The organism is Pseudomonas sp. HP_14 (genome assembly GCF_055283875.1).
The window spans coordinates 114,638-130,481 of record NZ_JBTOQI010000041.1; the positions used below are offsets into that span (position 1 = coordinate 114,638).

Annotated in this window: 21 protein-coding genes and 1 tRNA gene; 8 read left to right on the top strand and 14 right to left on the bottom strand. The window is 56.1% G+C overall.

Going from position 1 to position 15,844, the window contains the following annotated elements:
- The first annotated feature begins 37 nt into the window (after positions 1-37).
- From ACYASS_RS19670 to ACYASS_RS19690, 5 genes are all read left to right on the top strand, one after another.
- Positions 38-649 (top strand): hypothetical protein, encoded by a 612-nt coding sequence (locus ACYASS_RS19670; RefSeq protein ID WP_463587358.1) that lies wholly within the window; start codon positions 38-40, stop codon positions 647-649.
- Complete coding sequence (locus ACYASS_RS19675) at positions 646-888, top strand: hypothetical protein (protein WP_463587359.1); 243 nt, start codon at positions 646-648, stop codon at positions 886-888. Before ACYASS_RS19670 ends, ACYASS_RS19675 begins: the two co-directional genes overlap by 4 nt.
- A gap of 79 nt (positions 889-967) precedes the next feature.
- Positions 968-1,312, top strand: a complete 345-nt coding sequence (locus ACYASS_RS19680; protein WP_463587360.1) for a hypothetical protein — start codon at positions 968-970, stop codon at positions 1,310-1,312.
- Positions 1,313-1,348: 36 nt separating this feature from the next.
- Entirely contained in the window at positions 1,349-1,588 is a 240-nt protein-coding gene (locus ACYASS_RS19685; protein ID WP_463587361.1) for a hypothetical protein, read from the top strand.
- Positions 1,588-2,697 (top strand): tyrosine-type recombinase/integrase, encoded by a 1,110-nt coding sequence (locus tag ACYASS_RS19690; RefSeq protein WP_463587362.1) that lies wholly within the window; start codon positions 1,588-1,590, stop codon positions 2,695-2,697. The genes ACYASS_RS19685 and ACYASS_RS19690 overlap by 1 nt, the downstream gene beginning before the upstream one ends.
- 82 nt (positions 2,698-2,779) lie before the next feature.
- On the opposite strand, the gene ACYASS_RS19695 is transcribed toward ACYASS_RS19690, so the two are convergent.
- From ACYASS_RS19695 to thrS, 9 genes are all read right to left on the bottom strand, one after another.
- A tRNA-Pro gene (locus ACYASS_RS19695) sits at positions 2,780-2,856 on the bottom strand.
- Positions 2,857-2,941: 85 nt separating this feature from the next.
- Positions 2,942-3,298 carry a MerR family transcriptional regulator gene (locus ACYASS_RS19700; protein WP_463587363.1) on the bottom strand — a complete coding sequence of 119 codons (357 nt, stop codon included), beginning with the start codon at positions 3,296-3,298 and terminating at the stop codon, positions 2,942-2,944.
- Complete coding sequence (gene ihfA, locus ACYASS_RS19705; protein ID WP_002553164.1) at positions 3,279-3,581, bottom strand: integration host factor subunit alpha; 303 nt, start codon at positions 3,579-3,581, stop codon at positions 3,279-3,281. Before ihfA ends, ACYASS_RS19700 begins: the two co-directional genes overlap by 20 nt.
- Before the next feature lie 3 nt (positions 3,582-3,584).
- A complete protein-coding gene (pheT, locus tag ACYASS_RS19710) occupies positions 3,585-5,963 on the bottom strand; it encodes a phenylalanine--tRNA ligase subunit beta (RefSeq protein WP_463587364.1) in 2,379 nt (792 codons plus the stop codon).
- A gap of 79 nt (positions 5,964-6,042) precedes the next feature.
- On the bottom strand, positions 6,043-7,059 hold the full coding sequence (gene pheS, locus ACYASS_RS19715) for a phenylalanine--tRNA ligase subunit alpha (RefSeq protein ID WP_122664527.1): 1,017 nt from the start codon (positions 7,057-7,059) through the stop codon (positions 6,043-6,045).
- Positions 7,060-7,166: 107 nt separating this feature from the next.
- On the bottom strand, positions 7,167-7,523 hold the full coding sequence (gene rplT / locus ACYASS_RS19720; protein ID WP_007905879.1) for a 50S ribosomal protein L20: 357 nt from the start codon (positions 7,521-7,523) through the stop codon (positions 7,167-7,169).
- A 28-nt stretch (positions 7,524-7,551) separates the two neighbouring features.
- A complete protein-coding gene (gene rpmI / locus ACYASS_RS19725) occupies positions 7,552-7,746 on the bottom strand; it encodes a 50S ribosomal protein L35 (RefSeq protein ID WP_002553160.1) in 195 nt (64 codons plus the stop codon).
- A 60-nt stretch (positions 7,747-7,806) separates the two neighbouring features.
- Positions 7,807-8,358 carry a translation initiation factor IF-3 gene (gene infC, locus ACYASS_RS19730; protein WP_169851780.1) on the bottom strand — a complete coding sequence of 184 codons (552 nt, stop codon included), beginning with the start codon at positions 8,356-8,358 and terminating at the stop codon, positions 7,807-7,809.
- A complete protein-coding gene (gene thrS / locus ACYASS_RS19735) occupies positions 8,358-10,280 on the bottom strand; it encodes a threonine--tRNA ligase (protein ID WP_463587365.1) in 1,923 nt (640 codons plus the stop codon). Before thrS ends, infC begins: the two co-directional genes overlap by 1 nt.
- Before the next feature lie 368 nt (positions 10,281-10,648).
- Between thrS and ACYASS_RS19740 the strand changes: the two genes are divergently transcribed.
- Both ACYASS_RS19740 and ACYASS_RS19745 read left to right on the top strand, forming a co-directional pair.
- A complete protein-coding gene (locus ACYASS_RS19740) occupies positions 10,649-10,951 on the top strand; it encodes a hypothetical protein (RefSeq protein ID WP_463587366.1) in 303 nt (100 codons plus the stop codon).
- A gap of 294 nt (positions 10,952-11,245) precedes the next feature.
- A complete protein-coding gene (locus ACYASS_RS19745) occupies positions 11,246-11,458 on the top strand; it encodes a cold-shock protein (protein ID WP_003179963.1) in 213 nt (70 codons plus the stop codon).
- Between the two features lie 67 nt (positions 11,459-11,525).
- Here the strand turns inward: ACYASS_RS19745 and ACYASS_RS19750 are convergent, their stop codons facing one another.
- Complete coding sequence (locus ACYASS_RS19750; RefSeq protein ID WP_243247321.1) at positions 11,526-11,840, bottom strand: I78 family peptidase inhibitor; 315 nt, start codon at positions 11,838-11,840, stop codon at positions 11,526-11,528.
- 309 nt (positions 11,841-12,149) lie between these two features.
- Between ACYASS_RS19750 and ACYASS_RS19755 the strand changes: the two genes are divergently transcribed.
- On the top strand, positions 12,150-12,356 hold the full coding sequence (locus ACYASS_RS19755; protein ID WP_243247320.1) for a hypothetical protein: 207 nt from the start codon (positions 12,150-12,152) through the stop codon (positions 12,354-12,356).
- Between the two features lie 20 nt (positions 12,357-12,376).
- Here ACYASS_RS19755 and ACYASS_RS19760 read toward each other — a convergent pair whose 3' ends face one another.
- Genes ACYASS_RS19760 through ACYASS_RS19775 form a run of 4 tightly spaced genes read right to left on the bottom strand, consistent with a single transcriptional unit; the run spans position 12,377 to position 15,844 of the window.
- The gene (locus tag ACYASS_RS19760; protein WP_463587367.1) at positions 12,377-13,417 is read right to left on the bottom strand and encodes a nucleoside hydrolase; all 1,041 of its coding nucleotides are present in this window, start codon (positions 13,415-13,417) and stop codon (positions 12,377-12,379) included.
- Positions 13,418-13,456: 39 nt separating this feature from the next.
- Positions 13,457-13,861 carry a D-ribose pyranase gene (gene rbsD / locus ACYASS_RS19765; RefSeq protein WP_463587368.1) on the bottom strand — a complete coding sequence of 135 codons (405 nt, stop codon included), beginning with the start codon at positions 13,859-13,861 and terminating at the stop codon, positions 13,457-13,459.
- Positions 13,858-14,805 carry a ribokinase gene (gene rbsK / locus ACYASS_RS19770; protein WP_463587369.1) on the bottom strand — a complete coding sequence of 316 codons (948 nt, stop codon included), beginning with the start codon at positions 14,803-14,805 and terminating at the stop codon, positions 13,858-13,860. The genes rbsD and rbsK overlap by 4 nt, the downstream gene beginning before the upstream one ends.
- 31 nt (positions 14,806-14,836) lie before the next feature.
- Positions 14,837-15,844, bottom strand: a complete 1,008-nt coding sequence (locus ACYASS_RS19775; protein WP_463587370.1) for a LacI family DNA-binding transcriptional regulator — start codon at positions 15,842-15,844, stop codon at positions 14,837-14,839.

A 15,844-nucleotide genomic window follows, 5' to 3' on the forward strand; every position in this document is an offset into this window, starting at 1 on the left:
AAGAACCGTGCAAGATGATAGTCGGGGACGAATTGCCATGACCACAATCAAAGAACGCCCCATCCTGTTCAGCGCGCCAATGGTGCGCGCCATCCTGGAAGGCCGGAAGACGGTCACGCGGCGGGCGGTTAAAGGAGCGGGCCTCAACTTTCTGGCTGACTTCACGCCTGAATACGTCGCGCTACCTGAGAATGGCTTTTGCCCATACGGAAAGCCCGGCGACCGGCTGTGGGTGCGGGAGACCTGCTTTATCAATGATTTCCGTGAAGGTGGCGTGCCCGAGGCAGACCGCGCGGACTGCCAGATCATCTACCGGGCCGACGGCATGCCGGACTGGGAGGGAGAAGAGGAGCTTATCCGGTGGCGACCAAGCATCCACATGCCGCGCTGGGCCAGCCGCGGCCTGCTGGAGATCACAGACGTGCGCATCGAGCACCTGCAGGACATCAGCGAAGAGCAAGCCAAGACTGAGGGCGTGCGGCTGTATACCGATCATGCGGAACTGGGTGATTGGTGGCACGTCGAGGGTATCGAGACCTACAGCGCTGATCCTCGTAAATCGTTCGAACTGCTCTGGTCCTCAGTCGGCGGCGACTGGGAGGCCAACCCGTGGGTCTGGGTCGTTGAGTTCAAGCGGGTGATGCCATGATTGACGCGACCTCCTACGGGAAGGAACTCTGGCTGCTATTGGCTCCTACTTTCGATCAAGCCACCGCTCTGGACGGATTCGGCGGGCACCCTGAAAAATCACAAGCCTACGCTGGCTTCATTGCTGCTGCGTGCGGTGCCATGTGCGCCAGCAGTGGCCGTGAATCTACCATGGCAGTGCTCGCCGCGATCGCTCAGCAGGTAGACAAGCTTCCGGCCGAGCCGAAGGTAACGCATTAACGGCACGCTTCACCGCACATATCTGATAACCCCTCCCCCTACTTCAAGCCTGCCGGTGATCGGCGGGCGAGGTATCACTATGAGCGAATTCAAACACACGCCTGGGCCTTGGCGAATCGTGAAGGGTTTCATGAATCAACTAGAAATCGAGTCGGACAACGAGCGCGACAATGCCGACGCAACGCAGGTATTCGTGATCGCCAGAGATATTGGCGGCCGAATACATGGCGAAAACTTCGACGACTACAGCGAGCGGGAGGCGAACGTAAAACTCCTAGCTGCAGCACCTGAACTGCTTTCTACGCTAGAGCGCATTAAGTCGCGGCTTGAGGCATTTCATGAGGGTGAGCGAGATATGAAGCAGCCAACTATCGAGGTGATGCTCGATATGACGCTGGCTGCCATCGCCAAAGCCACCGGATAACCCCTTCTGCCGCCATAGGGCGGCGTGGAGCAGTACATGAAAACAAAGCGCCAAGCAGTGCAGGCGCGCCGCGAACTGGTGAAGATCAGCGAGTTTCAGCGGCGCGTGTGGGGAGAGAACGGTACACCGCTTTGCTCCCAGGCTATCCGTAACCAGATCAAGAACGACGACCTTCCCGGCGAACGCGTGGGGAAGCTATGGTTCATCGACTGGACCTCCTACCAAAACGCAACCGGAAACGATCTGGTTGATTCGGTGCTCAGAGGAGCCGCCTAATGTCGCCACGCCCACGCAGCCCCAAGCACAAGGGGCTTCCGCCAAACCTCTATTCCAATAATGGCGGGGAGTCATTCAAGTACCGCCGCCCAGACACAGGGGCATGGCAGGGCATGGGCACGGACCGGCACAAGGCGGTCCAGGCAGCTAAGCAGCTCAACAGTCTGCTTATGGCGGGAACCGATCTGGTGTCTGGTGTAATGGGTCATACCCAGACCCTTTCAGCGTTTCTTGATACCTACGAACGTGAAATCCTTCCTCCCCGCGAGTTGGCAAAGGCCACGTTGACCCTATACAAAGTGCGCGCCAAGCAGATCAAGGCCGCTTTCGGTGATCAGCCCATAGATCAGATCACTATTCGACACATCGCCGAAATGCTTGACGGCATGACAGCGCGCGGCGCGAACCAGACTCGGGCTTTACTTGTGGACGTTTTTAACCACGCCGCTTCTAAAGGGCTGTGTCCTGACAATCCTGCCTCCTGCACCATCCCGAAAATCGAGAAGAAGCAGCGCAAGCGGCACACTATCGAGGGGCTGAAAGCGATTCGCGAAGCCTCCCCGGTGTGGCTACAGAATGCCATCGACCTGGCACTGATCACCGCGCAGCGCCGTGGGGATGTGCTCAACATGAAGTTTAGCGACGTGCACGATGGTGGCCTGCACGGAGTCCAGAGCAAAACAGAAAAGGCCAGTGACGCTGGCTGGATCAAGTTCGCCCTCACGAAAGAACTGGCGGCAGTTATCTCTCGGTGCCGCGATGACATCGCATCGCCGTACCTTGTCCACCGGAAGCCGGAGCGGAAAAAGCAGTCGCAGGCGCGAGGCAAGGCGCATTGGACGAAGGTCGAGGAAAGGTTTTTAACGAGGGCGTTCAAAGAAGCTCGGGACGCAGCAGGCTGCTACAGCAAATGGACCGAGGCTGAGCAGCCTGGCTTTCATGAAGTGCGCGCACTTTCGCTCCACCTATACAAACGGGCGGGCAAAGACGGGCAGAAAATCGCGGGGCATACAACGGAGGGGATTACGCGGAATTACCAGAAAGATCACAACGACATCATCTGGTCAGAGGTGGTCGCCGACCTAGATATCAAGGAGATTTCGGGCTGACGTTTTGATTTTATTTTGATTATGGGGCTAGAAATGAAAACGGCTCAAACACCGTAAGTGCTTGAGCCGTCTACAGAATAAATGGTCGGGACGGAGTGATTCGAACACTCGACCCCTTGCACCCCATGCAAGTGCGCTACCGGGCTGCGCTACGCCCCGACTAGGCGTGTATCAGTTTCAATGCTGCGGAAACTTCGAGGAATATAACCTAAGCTTTTGAATTATGGAAGTATCCGGGCGACTTCTACTTGCCCAATACCACCAGAACATCTTCCAGCTCGATGATCATCTGCCGGATCAATTGCTTGTAATCCTGAGTGTCATCCTTGGGTTCGCCAGCGGTCATACGCAAGCGCGCACCACCGATGGTGAAACCTTGCTCGTAGAGCAAGCCGCGGATCTGCCGGATCATCAGCACGTCTTCGCGCTGATAATACCGGCGGTTACCACGTCGTTTAACGGGGTTGAGCTGAGGAAACTCCTGCTCCCAATAGCGCAAAACGTGCGGTTTTACCGCGCAGAGTTCACTGACCTCACCAATGGTGAAGTAGCGTTTGCCTGGTATCGGCGGTAACTCGTCGTTATGACTTGGTTCCAGCATAAGCCTCAACTCGGGCCTTCAACTTCTGCCCTGGACGGAACGTGACAACACGGCGAGCCGTGATAGGAATCTCTTCCCCTGTCTTCGGATTTCTACCTGGCCGCTGGCGTTTATCTCGCAGGTCAAAATTGCCGAATCCGGACAATTTGACCTGCTCGTTATCTTCCAGAGCGTGCCTGATTTCCTCGAAGAACAGCTCCACCAATTCCTTGGCTTCTCGTTTATTCAGGCCCAGCTCTTCGTACAGACGTTCGGCCATCTCAGCTTTCGTCAGAGCCCCCATACGCTACTTCCTTAACGTGGCGTTTAACCTTTCCTCGAGTGAGGTGAGGATTTTATGCGTCGCCGCATTGACCTCATCGTCGTTAAGAGTGCGCGATGGATGCTGCCAGGTCAAGCCAACTGCAAGGCTTTTTCTATGCGGATCAATGCCTTTACCCTGATAAACGTCAAATAGCCTGAGGTCTGTGAGCCATTCGCCTGCATTTTCTCGAATAACGTCGAGAACGGCAGTCGCTGGAACACCTTCATCAGCCACCAGCGCCAGGTCACGTCGCACTTCAGGAAAGCGCGACAACTCCTGGAATTTAGGCATTTTACCCAGTGCAACTTCTGCCAGAACCAGCTCGAAAACAAAGACTGGACGATCCAGACCTAGGGTTTTCGACAATTCAGGGTGAATGGCACCGACGTAGCCTACTTCACGACCGTCGCGTTCGATGCGCGCAGTCTGGCCAGGGTGCAGTGCCGGATGCTTGCCCGGCACGAAAGTGAACGCGTCGAGCGCACCGGCAAAGCCCAGAACAGCCTCTACGTCCGCTTTCACGTCGAAGAAATCGACCACGTCACGACCTTGCGCCCAACCCTCAGGCAAGCGGCTGCCGCAGACCACGCCTGCCAGCATTGGCTCTTGCTTCAGGCCATCGAGTTGACCGACGAAGCGCAAGCCGCTTTCGAACAGACGAACGCGATCCTGCTGACGATTGAGGTTGTGCTGCAACGATTTGACCAGGCCCGGCCACAACGACGCACGCATGGCGGCCATGTCGTTGGAGATAGGGTTCGCCAACAGCAACGGCTCAGCACCGGGGCTGAACAGTTCGAACTGCTTAGGATCGATGAAGCTATAGGTAATTGCTTCCTGATAACCACGAGCGACCAATAGGCGACGCAGTTCAGGCAGATCGCTACGGGCTTCAGCTTTGGCTTGAGGCGCAAGACGCGCCTGCGGGTAGCGAACTGGAAGACGGTTGTAACCGTACAGGCGCGCCAGTTCTTCGATCAGATCAACTTCAAGGCTGATGTCGAAGCGATGACTTGGCACTTCAACACGCCACTGCCCTGCTGCTTCAGCAGAAACGGTCAAACCGAGGCCGGTCAAAAGCCCTTCGATTTCCGCAGGGTCCATTTTCAGACCCAGCATCTGCTCGATACGCTCGGCACGCAAAGTGACCGGTGCGATCGACGGCAGATCATTTTCGCTGACAGCTTCGATTACCGGGCCGGCTTCGCCACCGGTGATTTCCAGCAACAGGCCAGTGGCTCGTTCCATCGCCTTGCGAGCCAACTGCCAGTCAACGCCACGCTCGTAGCGATGTGAAGCGTCGGTGTGCAGGCCATACGAACGGGCTTTACCCGCCACGGCGATCTGGTCGAAGAACGCGCTTTCGAGGAATACGTCGCGAGTGGTGCTGGAAACACCGCTGTGCTCACCGCCCATCACACCGGCGATTGCCAGGGCGCGTTGGTGGTCAGCAATCACCAGAGTGTCGGAACGCAGGCTGACTTCCTGACCGTCCAGCAGAACGAGCTTCTCGCCCTCCTCTGCCATACGCACACGGATGCCGCCATTGATTTCAGCCAGATCAAATGCATGCAATGGCTGACCCAGCTCAATCATCACGTAGTTGGTGATGTCGACTACTGCGTCGATGCTGCGAATATCGGAACGACGCAGACGCTCAACCATCCACAAAGGCGTAGGACGAGACAGATCAACATTGCGAATCACGCGGCCGAGGTAGCGTGGGCAGGCGTTGGTCGCCAGCACGTCAACCGGACGTACTTCATCGTGTGCTACCGCAACAGCAGCAACAGCCGGAACAGCCACCGGGGCTGCGTAGAGCGCGCCTACTTCGCGAGCCAGACCCGCCAGCGACAGGCAGTCGCCACGGTTGGGGGTCAGGTCAACTTCGATGCTGGCGTCATCCAGCTCAAGGTACACACGGAAGTCTTCACCCACCGGCGCATCGGCTGGCAGTTCCATCAGGCCGTCGTTGCCCTCACCTACCTGAAGCTCGGATTGGGAACACAGCATGCCGTTGGACTCAACGCCACGCAGCTTGGCTTTCTTGATCTTGAAATCGCCCGGCAGTTCGGCACCGATCATGGCGAATGGAATCTTCAGACCCGGACGCACGTTTGGCGCGCCGCAGACAACCTGAAAGGTTTCTGAACCATTGCTGACCTGACATACGCGCAGCTTGTCAGCATCCGGATGTTGCTCGGTGCTCAGCACTTCGCCGACGACCACACCGCTGAATACACCCGCAGCCGGGGTGACGCTATCGACTTCAAGGCCAGCCATCGACAAACGAGCAACCAGCTCGTCGCGGGATACTTGCGGGCTTACCCAGCCGCGCAACCATTGTTCACTGAATTTCATCCTGCTCTCCAAAAAAATGCGTTACGGGCGACTCCGGTGCTCTGCGACAGCGGCCACTGGCGGGCTGCCGCGAAGCGCCTCAGCGAAATTGCGCGAGGAACCGCAAGTCGTTGTCGAAGAACAGACGCAAGTCGTTGACGCCGTAACGCAGCATGGCCAGACGCTCCACGCCCATGCCGAAAGCAAAGCCCGAGAATTCTTCAGGATCAATGCCGGACATACGCAACACGTTCGGGTGAACCATGCCGCAACCCATTACTTCCAGCCAGCCAGTCTGTTTGCAGACACGGCAACCTTTACCGCTGCACATCACACATTCCATGTCGACTTCAGCAGAAGGCTCGGTGAACGGGAAGTAAGACGGGCGGAAACGCACGGCCAGTTCTTTTTCGAAGAACACCCGCAGGAACTCTTCGATAGTTCCTTTCAGGTCAGCGAAGTTGATATCGCGATCGACCAGCAGGCCTTCGACCTGGTGGAACATCGGCGAGTGAGTGATATCCGAGTCGCTGCGGTACACACGGCCCGGGCAAACAATGCGGATCGGCGGGCGCTGCGATTCCATGGTGCGGACCTGTACCGGCGAGGTATGGGTGCGCAACAACATGTTCGCATTGAAATAGAAGGTGTCATGCATCGAGCGGGCCGGGTGATGGCCTGGGATGTTGAGCGCTTCAAAGTTATGGTAATCGTCTTCCACCTCAGGGCCTTCGGCGATGCCGTAGCCAATATGGGTGAAGAATTGTTCGATGCGTTCCAGAGTACGGGTAACCGGATGCAGACCGCCCGAGGTCTGGCCACGGCCAGGCAGGGTCACGTCAATGGACTCGGCGGCGAGTTTGGCGGCGAGATCCGCTTCCTCGAACGACGCCTTGCGGGCATTGAGAACCTCTGTGACACGCTCCTTGGCGACATTGATCAGGGCGCCGACTTGCGGACGCTCTTCTGCAGGCAAATTCCCCAGGGTCTTCATCACCTGAGTCAACTCGCCCTTCTTGCCAAGGTATTGAACCCGGATTTGCTCCAGGGCATTGATATCTTCAGCGCTCTGCACAGCCTCAAGAGCTTGCGAGACCAGCGCGTCCAGGTTTTCCATGTACAGACTCCAGATACGAAATAGGGGAAGAGCTTTAAGGCTCTTCCCCTATTTATGACGTTTAACACCGAACCCCGGAAAACCGAGGCCCGGTGATTGTCGGGGACTTAGGCCAAAGTGGCTTTAGCTTTCTCGACAATCGCAGCAAACGCCGCTTTTTCGTTCACTGCCAGATCAGCCAGAACCTTACGGTCGATCTCGATGGACGCTTTTTTCAGGCCGGCGATGAAACGGCTGTAGGACAGACCGTTGATACGAGCACCAGCGTTGATACGAGCGATCCACAGAGCGCGGAACTGACGTTTTTTCTGACGACGGTCACGGTAGGCGTATTGGCCTGCCTTGATTACCGCTTGCTTGGCAACACGGAATACGCGTGAACGCGCGCCGTAGTAGCCTTTAGCAAGTTTCAGAATTTTTTTGTGACGCTTACGGGCAATGACGCCACGCTTTACACGAGCCATGAGTTACTTCCTCTATTCTTGATCAAAATTAACGAAGGCGCAGCATGCGCTCGACTTTTGCCACGTCAGACGGATGCAGCAAGCTGCTACCGCGCAATTGACGCTTACGCTTGGTCGACATTTTGGTCAGGATGTGGCTCTTGAAAGCGTGTTTGTGCTTGATGCCGTTAGCAGTTTTCAAAAACCGCTTAGCTGCACCACTTTTAGTCTTCATCTTTGGCATGTTCGGATACTCCGCATTCAGTTGATAAACATAACCGCAAGGCCTGCCGTGCCCTGGTGGTTATTTCTTCTTTTTCGGGGCGATGACCATAATCAGCTGGCGTCCTTCCATCTTAGGATGCTGCTCAACGGAACCGTATTCGAGCAGGTCAGCTTCAACCCGTTTCAACAGTTCCATGCCCAACTCCTGGTGGGCCATCTCACGACCGCGGAATCTCAACGATACCTTGGCCCTGTCCCCGTCACTCAGGAAACGTACCAGGTTGCGTAGTTTTACCTGGTAATCCCCTTCCTCCGTCCCTGGACGAAACTTGATTTCTTTAACCTGAATCTGCTTCTGGTTTTTCTTCGCGGCAGCAATCTGCTTCTTCTTCTCGAAGATCGATTTGCCGTAGTCCATCAGCTTGCAAACAGGGGGTACTGCATCGGCGGAAATTTCCACCAAATCCAGTTTGGCCTCTTCAGCCTTAAGAAGCGCGTCTTCAATTGACACAATCCCAAGCTGCTCGCCTTCAGCTCCAATTAACCGAACCTCGCGTGCCGAGATATTCTCGTTGATCGGGGCTTTCGGTGCAGCTCGTTTATCTTGTCTCATTTCACGCTTAATAATAATTACTCCGAATCTTGGCGACCACGCCGGGAAACCGCTTGTGCGAGGAATTCAGCGAATTGGGCGACCGGCATCGAGCCGAGGTCTGCACCTTCACGTGTCCGCACAGCGACAGTTTGCATTTCAACTTCCCGATCTCCAATCACGAGGAGATAAGGAACCTTGAGCAAAGTATGCTCACGGATTTTAAAGCCGATCTTTTCATTTCTCAAGTCGGACTTGGCACGAAACCCGCTTTCCGCGAGAATTTTTTCCACTTCAAGGGCAAAATCTGCCTGTTTATCAGTGATATTCATAATCACTGCCTGAGTGGGCGCCAGCCAGGCCGGGAACGCACCTTCGTAGTGCTCGATCAGAATTCCGATGAAACGCTCGAAGGAACCGAGAATCGCCCGGTGCAACATGACCGGATGTTTACGGCTGTTGTCTTCGGACACGTATTCCGCGCTCAAACGGATCGGCAAGTTGAAATCGAGCTGCAGGGTACCACACTGCCAGACACGACCCAGACAGTCCTTCAACGAGAACTCGATCTTCGGACCGTAAAACGCGCCCTCGCCCGGCTGCAGATCATATGGCAGACCAGCGCTATCCAGAGCCGACGCCAACGCGCTTTCAGCGCGATCCCACAGTTCGTCGGAACCTACACGCTTCTCTGGACGAGTTGAAAGCTTCAGTTCGATGTCCTTGAAGCCAAAATCAGCGTACACATCCAGGGTCAGCTTGATGAACGCTGCGGACTCGGCCTGCATCTGATCTTCAGTACAGAAGATGTGCGCATCATCCTGAGTGAAGCCACGAACACGCATGATCCCGTGCAGCGCACCGGACGGCTCGTTGCGGTGGCAGGCACCGAACTCGGCCAGACGCATCGGCAGCTCGCGGTAGCTTTTCAGGCCTTGATTGAACACCTGCACGTGGCAAGGGCAGTTCATCGGCTTGATTGCGTAGTCGCGGCTTTCTGACTCGGTGGTGAACATGTTGTCGGCGTAGTTCGCCCAGTGACCCGACTTCTCCCACAGGGAGCGATCGACGACCTGGGGAGTTTTGATCTCCAGATAACCGTTCTCGCGCTGCACCTTGCGCATGTACTGCTCAAGCACCTGATACAGAGTCCAGCCCTGCGGATGCCAGAACACCATGCCCGGCGCTTCTTCCTGGGTATGAAAGAGGCCGAGGCGCTTGCCGATCTTGCGGTGATCGCGCTTTTCAGCTTCTTCGATGCGCTGGATATAAGCAGCCAGTTGCTTCTTGTCAGCCCAGGCCGTGCCGTAGACACGCTGCAACTGCTCGTTCTTGGCATCGCCGCGCCAGTAGGCGCCCGACAACTTGGTCAGCTTGAACGACTTCAGGAAGCGAGTGTTCGGCACGTGCGGGCCGCGGCACATGTCGACGTATTCTTCGTGGTAGTACAGACCCATGGTCTGCTGCTCTGGCATATCTTCAACCAGACGCAGTTTGTAATCTTCGTGACGCGCAGTGAACACGTCGATCACTTCGGCACGCGGAGTGACCTTCTTGATGACGTCGTAATCTTTTTCGATCAACTGCTGCATACGCTGCTCGATCGCCGCCATGTCTTCAGGCGTGAACGGGCGCTCGTAAGCGATATCGTAATAAAAGCCGTCATCAATGACTGGGCCGATAACCATTTTTGCAGTCGGGTACAGTTGCTTGACTGCATGACCTACCAAGTGGGCGCACGAGTGGCGGATGATCTCCAGCCCTTCCTGGTCCTTGGGGGTAATGATCTGCAGACTGGCATCTTTTTCGATCAGATCGCTGGCATCGACCAGTTGGCCGTCGACCTTACCGGCGACGGTGGCCTTGGCCAGACCAGCACCAATGGAAAGCGCGACCTCGGCTACGGAAACCGGGTGATCGAATGAACGTTGACTGCCGTCGGGAAGAGTAATGGTGGGCATGGCGCCTCCTCTCCTAGTGGTGACCCCTACCAAAGGTCACGTGGGTTGGGATGAGCCAGTACGTGATCCGGTGGTATGCCTGCCTCACAGTGGCAGGAGCCTCGCGGCCAACCTTGAACCGAACCAGATGACTGGATTGAACAATAAAAAGCTGAACGACGAGGTTAGACAAGCTCTAGCCAGCAGCGAACAGATATAAAGGACGCGCATCCTATCACAGCTCAGCCCGAGCACATGCACGCCATATCACTTAATCACCGCCTCCAACACCCAGTCCAATAAAAAGCGCACTGAACTGGAGCGCCTCAAGGCCGTCAGATGGATGTGCAACTCATAGCAATCCCGCTGTGCCTTATAAGGAGAACGCCATGAAGTTAAGTCTTTTCGCCCTGCTCGCCCCTATCGCACTCGCAGTGCCACTCAGTGCCCACGCAGCCATGAGCGCGCCAACCAAAACAAAATTTATCAACGACTGCGTCGCTACGGCGGGCCAGACGCTGGATCAGAAATCCGCAAAAGCCCATTGCGAGTGCGGCGCCGAACAAGTCAGCAAAAATTTCACCAGCGCTGAAATTGAAAAGATGAGCAATGCCAATCCGCCACCAACTCCTGAGCAAACAGCAAAAATGCGGGATTTAGTGGCTAAAAACTGCGCCGGACCAAAAAAATAATTGATATAGATGAATCTGGACTGTGACGCGGGGCGTACTATCCGCAAGTTAGCAGAATTTTTCTGAAAGCCACGTAATACGTGCCTTGTAGCCCCGCTGTCGGAGCCTGGACCTATGATTAATGTATTTGAGAAGGTAAGTTCGAGGGGCGTTATGCGGTTCCTTCTTACGACACTGACTCAAAGTTCTTACTGAAAAAGTTCTACATTCCCGCATTTCGACTATGATAGGCCGGTGTGCCCAGTTGGCCTGAGCAACACGTACACTGAAAAATTATGTTCTTGGAGATTCACCATGTCTAATCGCCAAACCGGCACCGTAAAATGGTTCAACGATGAAAAAGGCTTCGGCTTTATCACCCCACAGGGTGGCGGTGACGACCTGTTCGTACACTTCAAAGCTATCGAAAGCGACGGTTTCAAAAGCCTGAAAGAAGGCCAGACCGTTTCCTTCGTGGCTGAGAAAGGCCAAAAGGGCATGCAAGCTGCTCAGGTTCGTCCGGAGTAATCCGAGCGGTCTAAAAAAACCCCGTCACTGACGGGGTTTTTTTATGCCTGTAGCAAAAACACTCGACTCAACCGCAGTTGACCCGCACTACCTTGCCATTGGCATCGGTATTCAGATTGACGCGATTAGAACGGTATTCCAGCGTGACCATGTCGTTGGCACCAATGAATCGCGCATCCTGCGCCCCGGCCTTGGCGCGGGCTTGAGCCAGCAATGCAGCTGAAGCTTGCTGACCTACAGCGAACTGAGCACCAGCAGCGTCACAACGACCACTGGCGACGGGAGCATTCGGCTCTTGAGCTGCTGGCTCAGGCGTGCTGCTGCACCCTGCCATTAACGACAAAGCAACGACCAACCCGACTGACGATATTTTCCACGGCATACAGACTCCTTGACCGATAAACAAAAGCTGAACCCTTGCGACAGCATCCCAACCTATTCGTTGCAATACAGGGCCAGTTAAATGCCATCAGGCCAGCCAGCTGAGCAGTCTGCCCGACCCACTCGGTGCACGCGAAAGCAAATCGTCACAAAACATGAGTAAACAGGCCTGAGGATTCCACGGCCACCAGTCAGCCCGCCTTAGGTAGCAGTGCCAAAAAGAATCTGAAGTGCTTTACTGCGCTCAGCGTTTGGCCATTCAGGTCACGCAGTTCATGGATCCCCTTACAGACGACGAGAAGAGGCAGTAATGGCAGTCGTATCTATCGATGCAGACATCAAGGCCAAATGGCCGCAGGGGCATTCATCACACAGCCCGGGAAACCCGGAAGAACTGGCGATTATTGCAGTGGACTTGCTGGTGAAAGAGCTGGGAACCGAGGGCGCCCTTGCGTTCATCACTCAAGTGCTCGCCCGATACCCCAGCGAAACCGGTACAGCACAACGAGTGTCCTGAACCGGCCAGCCAAATAGCCCCTATTTGAGGCGTGACAAGCGACTGGTCAGCAGGTCGAAAAAGCCCTGTGCATCGCCGCTTTCGACCCAGAACACATTTTTATCCAGGCCCAGCGTGTCATACCAGTCAGCAACGGTCTGACCAAAACCTACACCTTCGCGGCTGTCGATTGCCACGTTGATCTGCCTGCCGCTGAACAGCTCAGGCTTGAGCAACCAGGCAATGACACTCGCGTCATGAACCGGTCCGCCTGGCAAACCGTAGTGAGCCATATCCAGTTTTACGTATTCGTTGAGAATACTGCCGACCAGTTTGCCTGCCTGATTATCCAGCGCAGCAATCTGCGCCAGACGCTGTTCGCTGGTCAGGATTTTATGAGTTACATCCAGCGGCAGGTAGGTCAGTTTGACACCACTGGCCAGGACAACCTGAGCCGCATGGGGATCGGCGAACAGATTGAACTCGGCAACCGGTGTGATATTACCGCCATTGAAATGCGCGCCGCCCATCACCACGACTTCCTTGATGCCTTGGGTGATTTCCGGATCCTGCACCAGCGCCAAGGCCAGATTGGTTTGCGGCCCGAGCATGGCAATGGTGATGCTGTGCGGCCTGGCCTTGCGCAATGTATCAATCAGATACTGCACCGCATTGCCCTGCGCCAGCCCTTGCGTTGGTTCATGCACGGGGACGCCGGGCAGCCCTTCCTGACCGTGAACATTCTCCGCGTAAATCGGTTTACGCACCAAAGGCTTCGACGCCCCGGCATACACCGGCACGTCCTCACGGCCGGCCCACTCCCTTGCAAGCCGGGCATTGCGCGAAGTTTTGTCCAGCCGCACATTGCCCGCCACGGTCGTAATCGCCAGGACGTTCAACTCCTCGGGCGACGCCAGCGCAAGCAGCAACGCCACCACGTCATCAGCCCCAGGGTCAGTATCGATAATCAAATCGCGCTTTTCCGCGGCCTGGGTAACGCTCGCACAGAGAATGGACAATAGCAGCAGGCTCCGAAGCAACTGTGTGAAAGGTAACTGTTTGACGAGATGCAAAAGGTGCATAAAGAACTCCCTGTTCCAGAAAAGCGTCTTTGCGGACAGTCAGAAAACCACACCGGCAACCAATGCAATGTTGCTGTATGGCTCAAATTCGCCAGTACGGACGATTGCTCTCGCGCTTTTGCTCAAGGCCTTCAGCGCCTCGTGACTGAGCAGACGCTGCTCACCCAGATCACCATCCAGATTCAAACCTTCGATAACACTCAGGGCTGGCGGCTTCTTGAACATGATTTCCTCAGCCAGCACATGGCTTTCGACCTCCATTTCACTCAGGACGGTATCCAGCACGCTGGCGAAATCGGCTACGCCACGGGTGAGCGCCAGATCAATCAATTCAACGCCTGCCGGGATTGGCATGCCTGCGTCGACAATCATCAGGATATCGCCATGCCCCAGAGAGGCGATGACTCGGGACAGTGCGATGTTGAGCAGCGGTGTTTTTTTCATGTAAAAGCGAACCTTTGGACTTCAGCGCTATCGGGGATGGAGGGCTGCGCGCCAGCACGGGTTACAGATATTGCCGCAGCCTTCTGCGCGAAACGAATCGCGTCAGCTTCGGTGTGGCCTTGAGCGAGCGCAGCAGCGAAACCGCCAACAAATGTATCACCAGCAGCCGTACTGTCGACCGCAGTAACGCGCGGCGCAGGAAAATGCTCGCTCCCCTGCCATGACGCCAGCAATGCCCCCTGCTCCCCCAGCGTGATGATGACCTTGCTCGCACCCGAAGCCAGCAGGGACTGTGTTGCGCGCTCTGCCGACGCCACCGAGTCCACTGCGATACCGCTCAGAATAGCCGCCTCGGTTTCGTTGGGAATCAGATAATCGATCAACGAATACCACTGATCAGGCAATGCAGCGACCGCCGGAGCGGGATTGAGGATCACTGTCTTGCCCAACTCCCGCGCTCGACGCAATGCATGCGCAACGCTAGGCAAAGGCACTTCCAACTGACAAATAACGACCTGCGCAGAGCCGAGCAGAGCATCGAAGCGGTCAATGACATCCGGAGTGAGACGACCGTTGCCGCCGGCGACAATAATGATCGCGTTCTGGCCATCGGCGTCCACCACGATTGAAGCAATGCCAGTAGAAACATCAGCGACAGTGGTCAATCCTTTGCAGTCAATCTGCTCAGCCAGCAGAGCGTTACGCAGTTGCTCGCCATAGGCGTCATCACCGACGCAGCCAATCATTGCCACACGCGCACCCAGCCGAGCCGCCGCAACGGCCTGATTGGCGCCCTTGCCGCCCGATACGGTGGCGAATGAATCGCCGCTCAGGGTTTCCCCAGGCCCCGGCAATCGTTGCGCACGTGTGACCAGATCCATATTCAAGCTGCCGATCACCACTACCTGGGCGGACGACACGTCAGTATTCTTTTTCGCATTCATCGTTATGACTCGACGTAGTTATGACTCAGCGTTATTCATGGAACGGCGGTGCCGTGGACTCACGCAACACGATGCTTGGCGCAACGACACGCTGCTCAGGCGCGTCCTCGAACACGCCAGTGATGCGCCTTAAAAGCATCTGCGCGGCACTCTCGCCCAGCGAGACAATCGACTGCCCGACCGTCGTCAAGGCCGGGTATACATAGCGGCTCATTTCTATGTCGTCGAACCCCACCACGGAGAGATCCCTTGGCACGCGGACATTACGCTCGGCAGCGGCGCGCAATACGCCGATTCCGATCATGTCATTTCCGGCAAAAATAGCGGTCGGTGGCTTACCTGCCAACAGGCTGACAGCCGCCTGATAACCACCCGGGCTGGTGTAGTCGCTTTCGATGACCCAATGAGGATCGATGTGAATGCCCGCCTCAGCCATCGCCCGCTCGTAACCTTGCAGCCTTAACCGTGCCACGCTGGTTTGCGCGGGGCCATGAATACAGGCGATATGGCGATGCCCCAAATCAAGGAGGTGACGAGTGGCCAGATAACCGCCCAGTTCGTGATCAATACGCACGAGATCAGCGTCGATACCTTCAAGTTCGCGGTCAACCACCACCATGGGCGTACGCACACCTGCGAGACCGCCGTCCAGCCCGGGATCCCCGCCCACCGAGGACACGATCAGCCCGTCGACGCGCTTCTCCAGCAACACCCGCAAATAGCCACGCTGTTTATCTGCATTGTCATCGCAGTTGCACAGGATCACGCAGAAACCGTTGCGCTCGCAGTAATCCTCAATGCCTCGGGCCAGCTCGGCGAAATACGGGTTGACACCATTCGGTATCAGCAAGCCGATGGTCGATGTGGACTTGGCCTTGAGGGAGCGCGCCACGGCACTGGGTACATAATCCAGCTGCCGAATGGCCGCCTCGACCTTGATCCTGACCTGATCGCTTACAGGCCGGGAATTGTTCAAGACATGAGAAACCGTCGTGTAAGAAATACCGGCCAGCGCCGCCACATCCTTGATTGTTGCCAT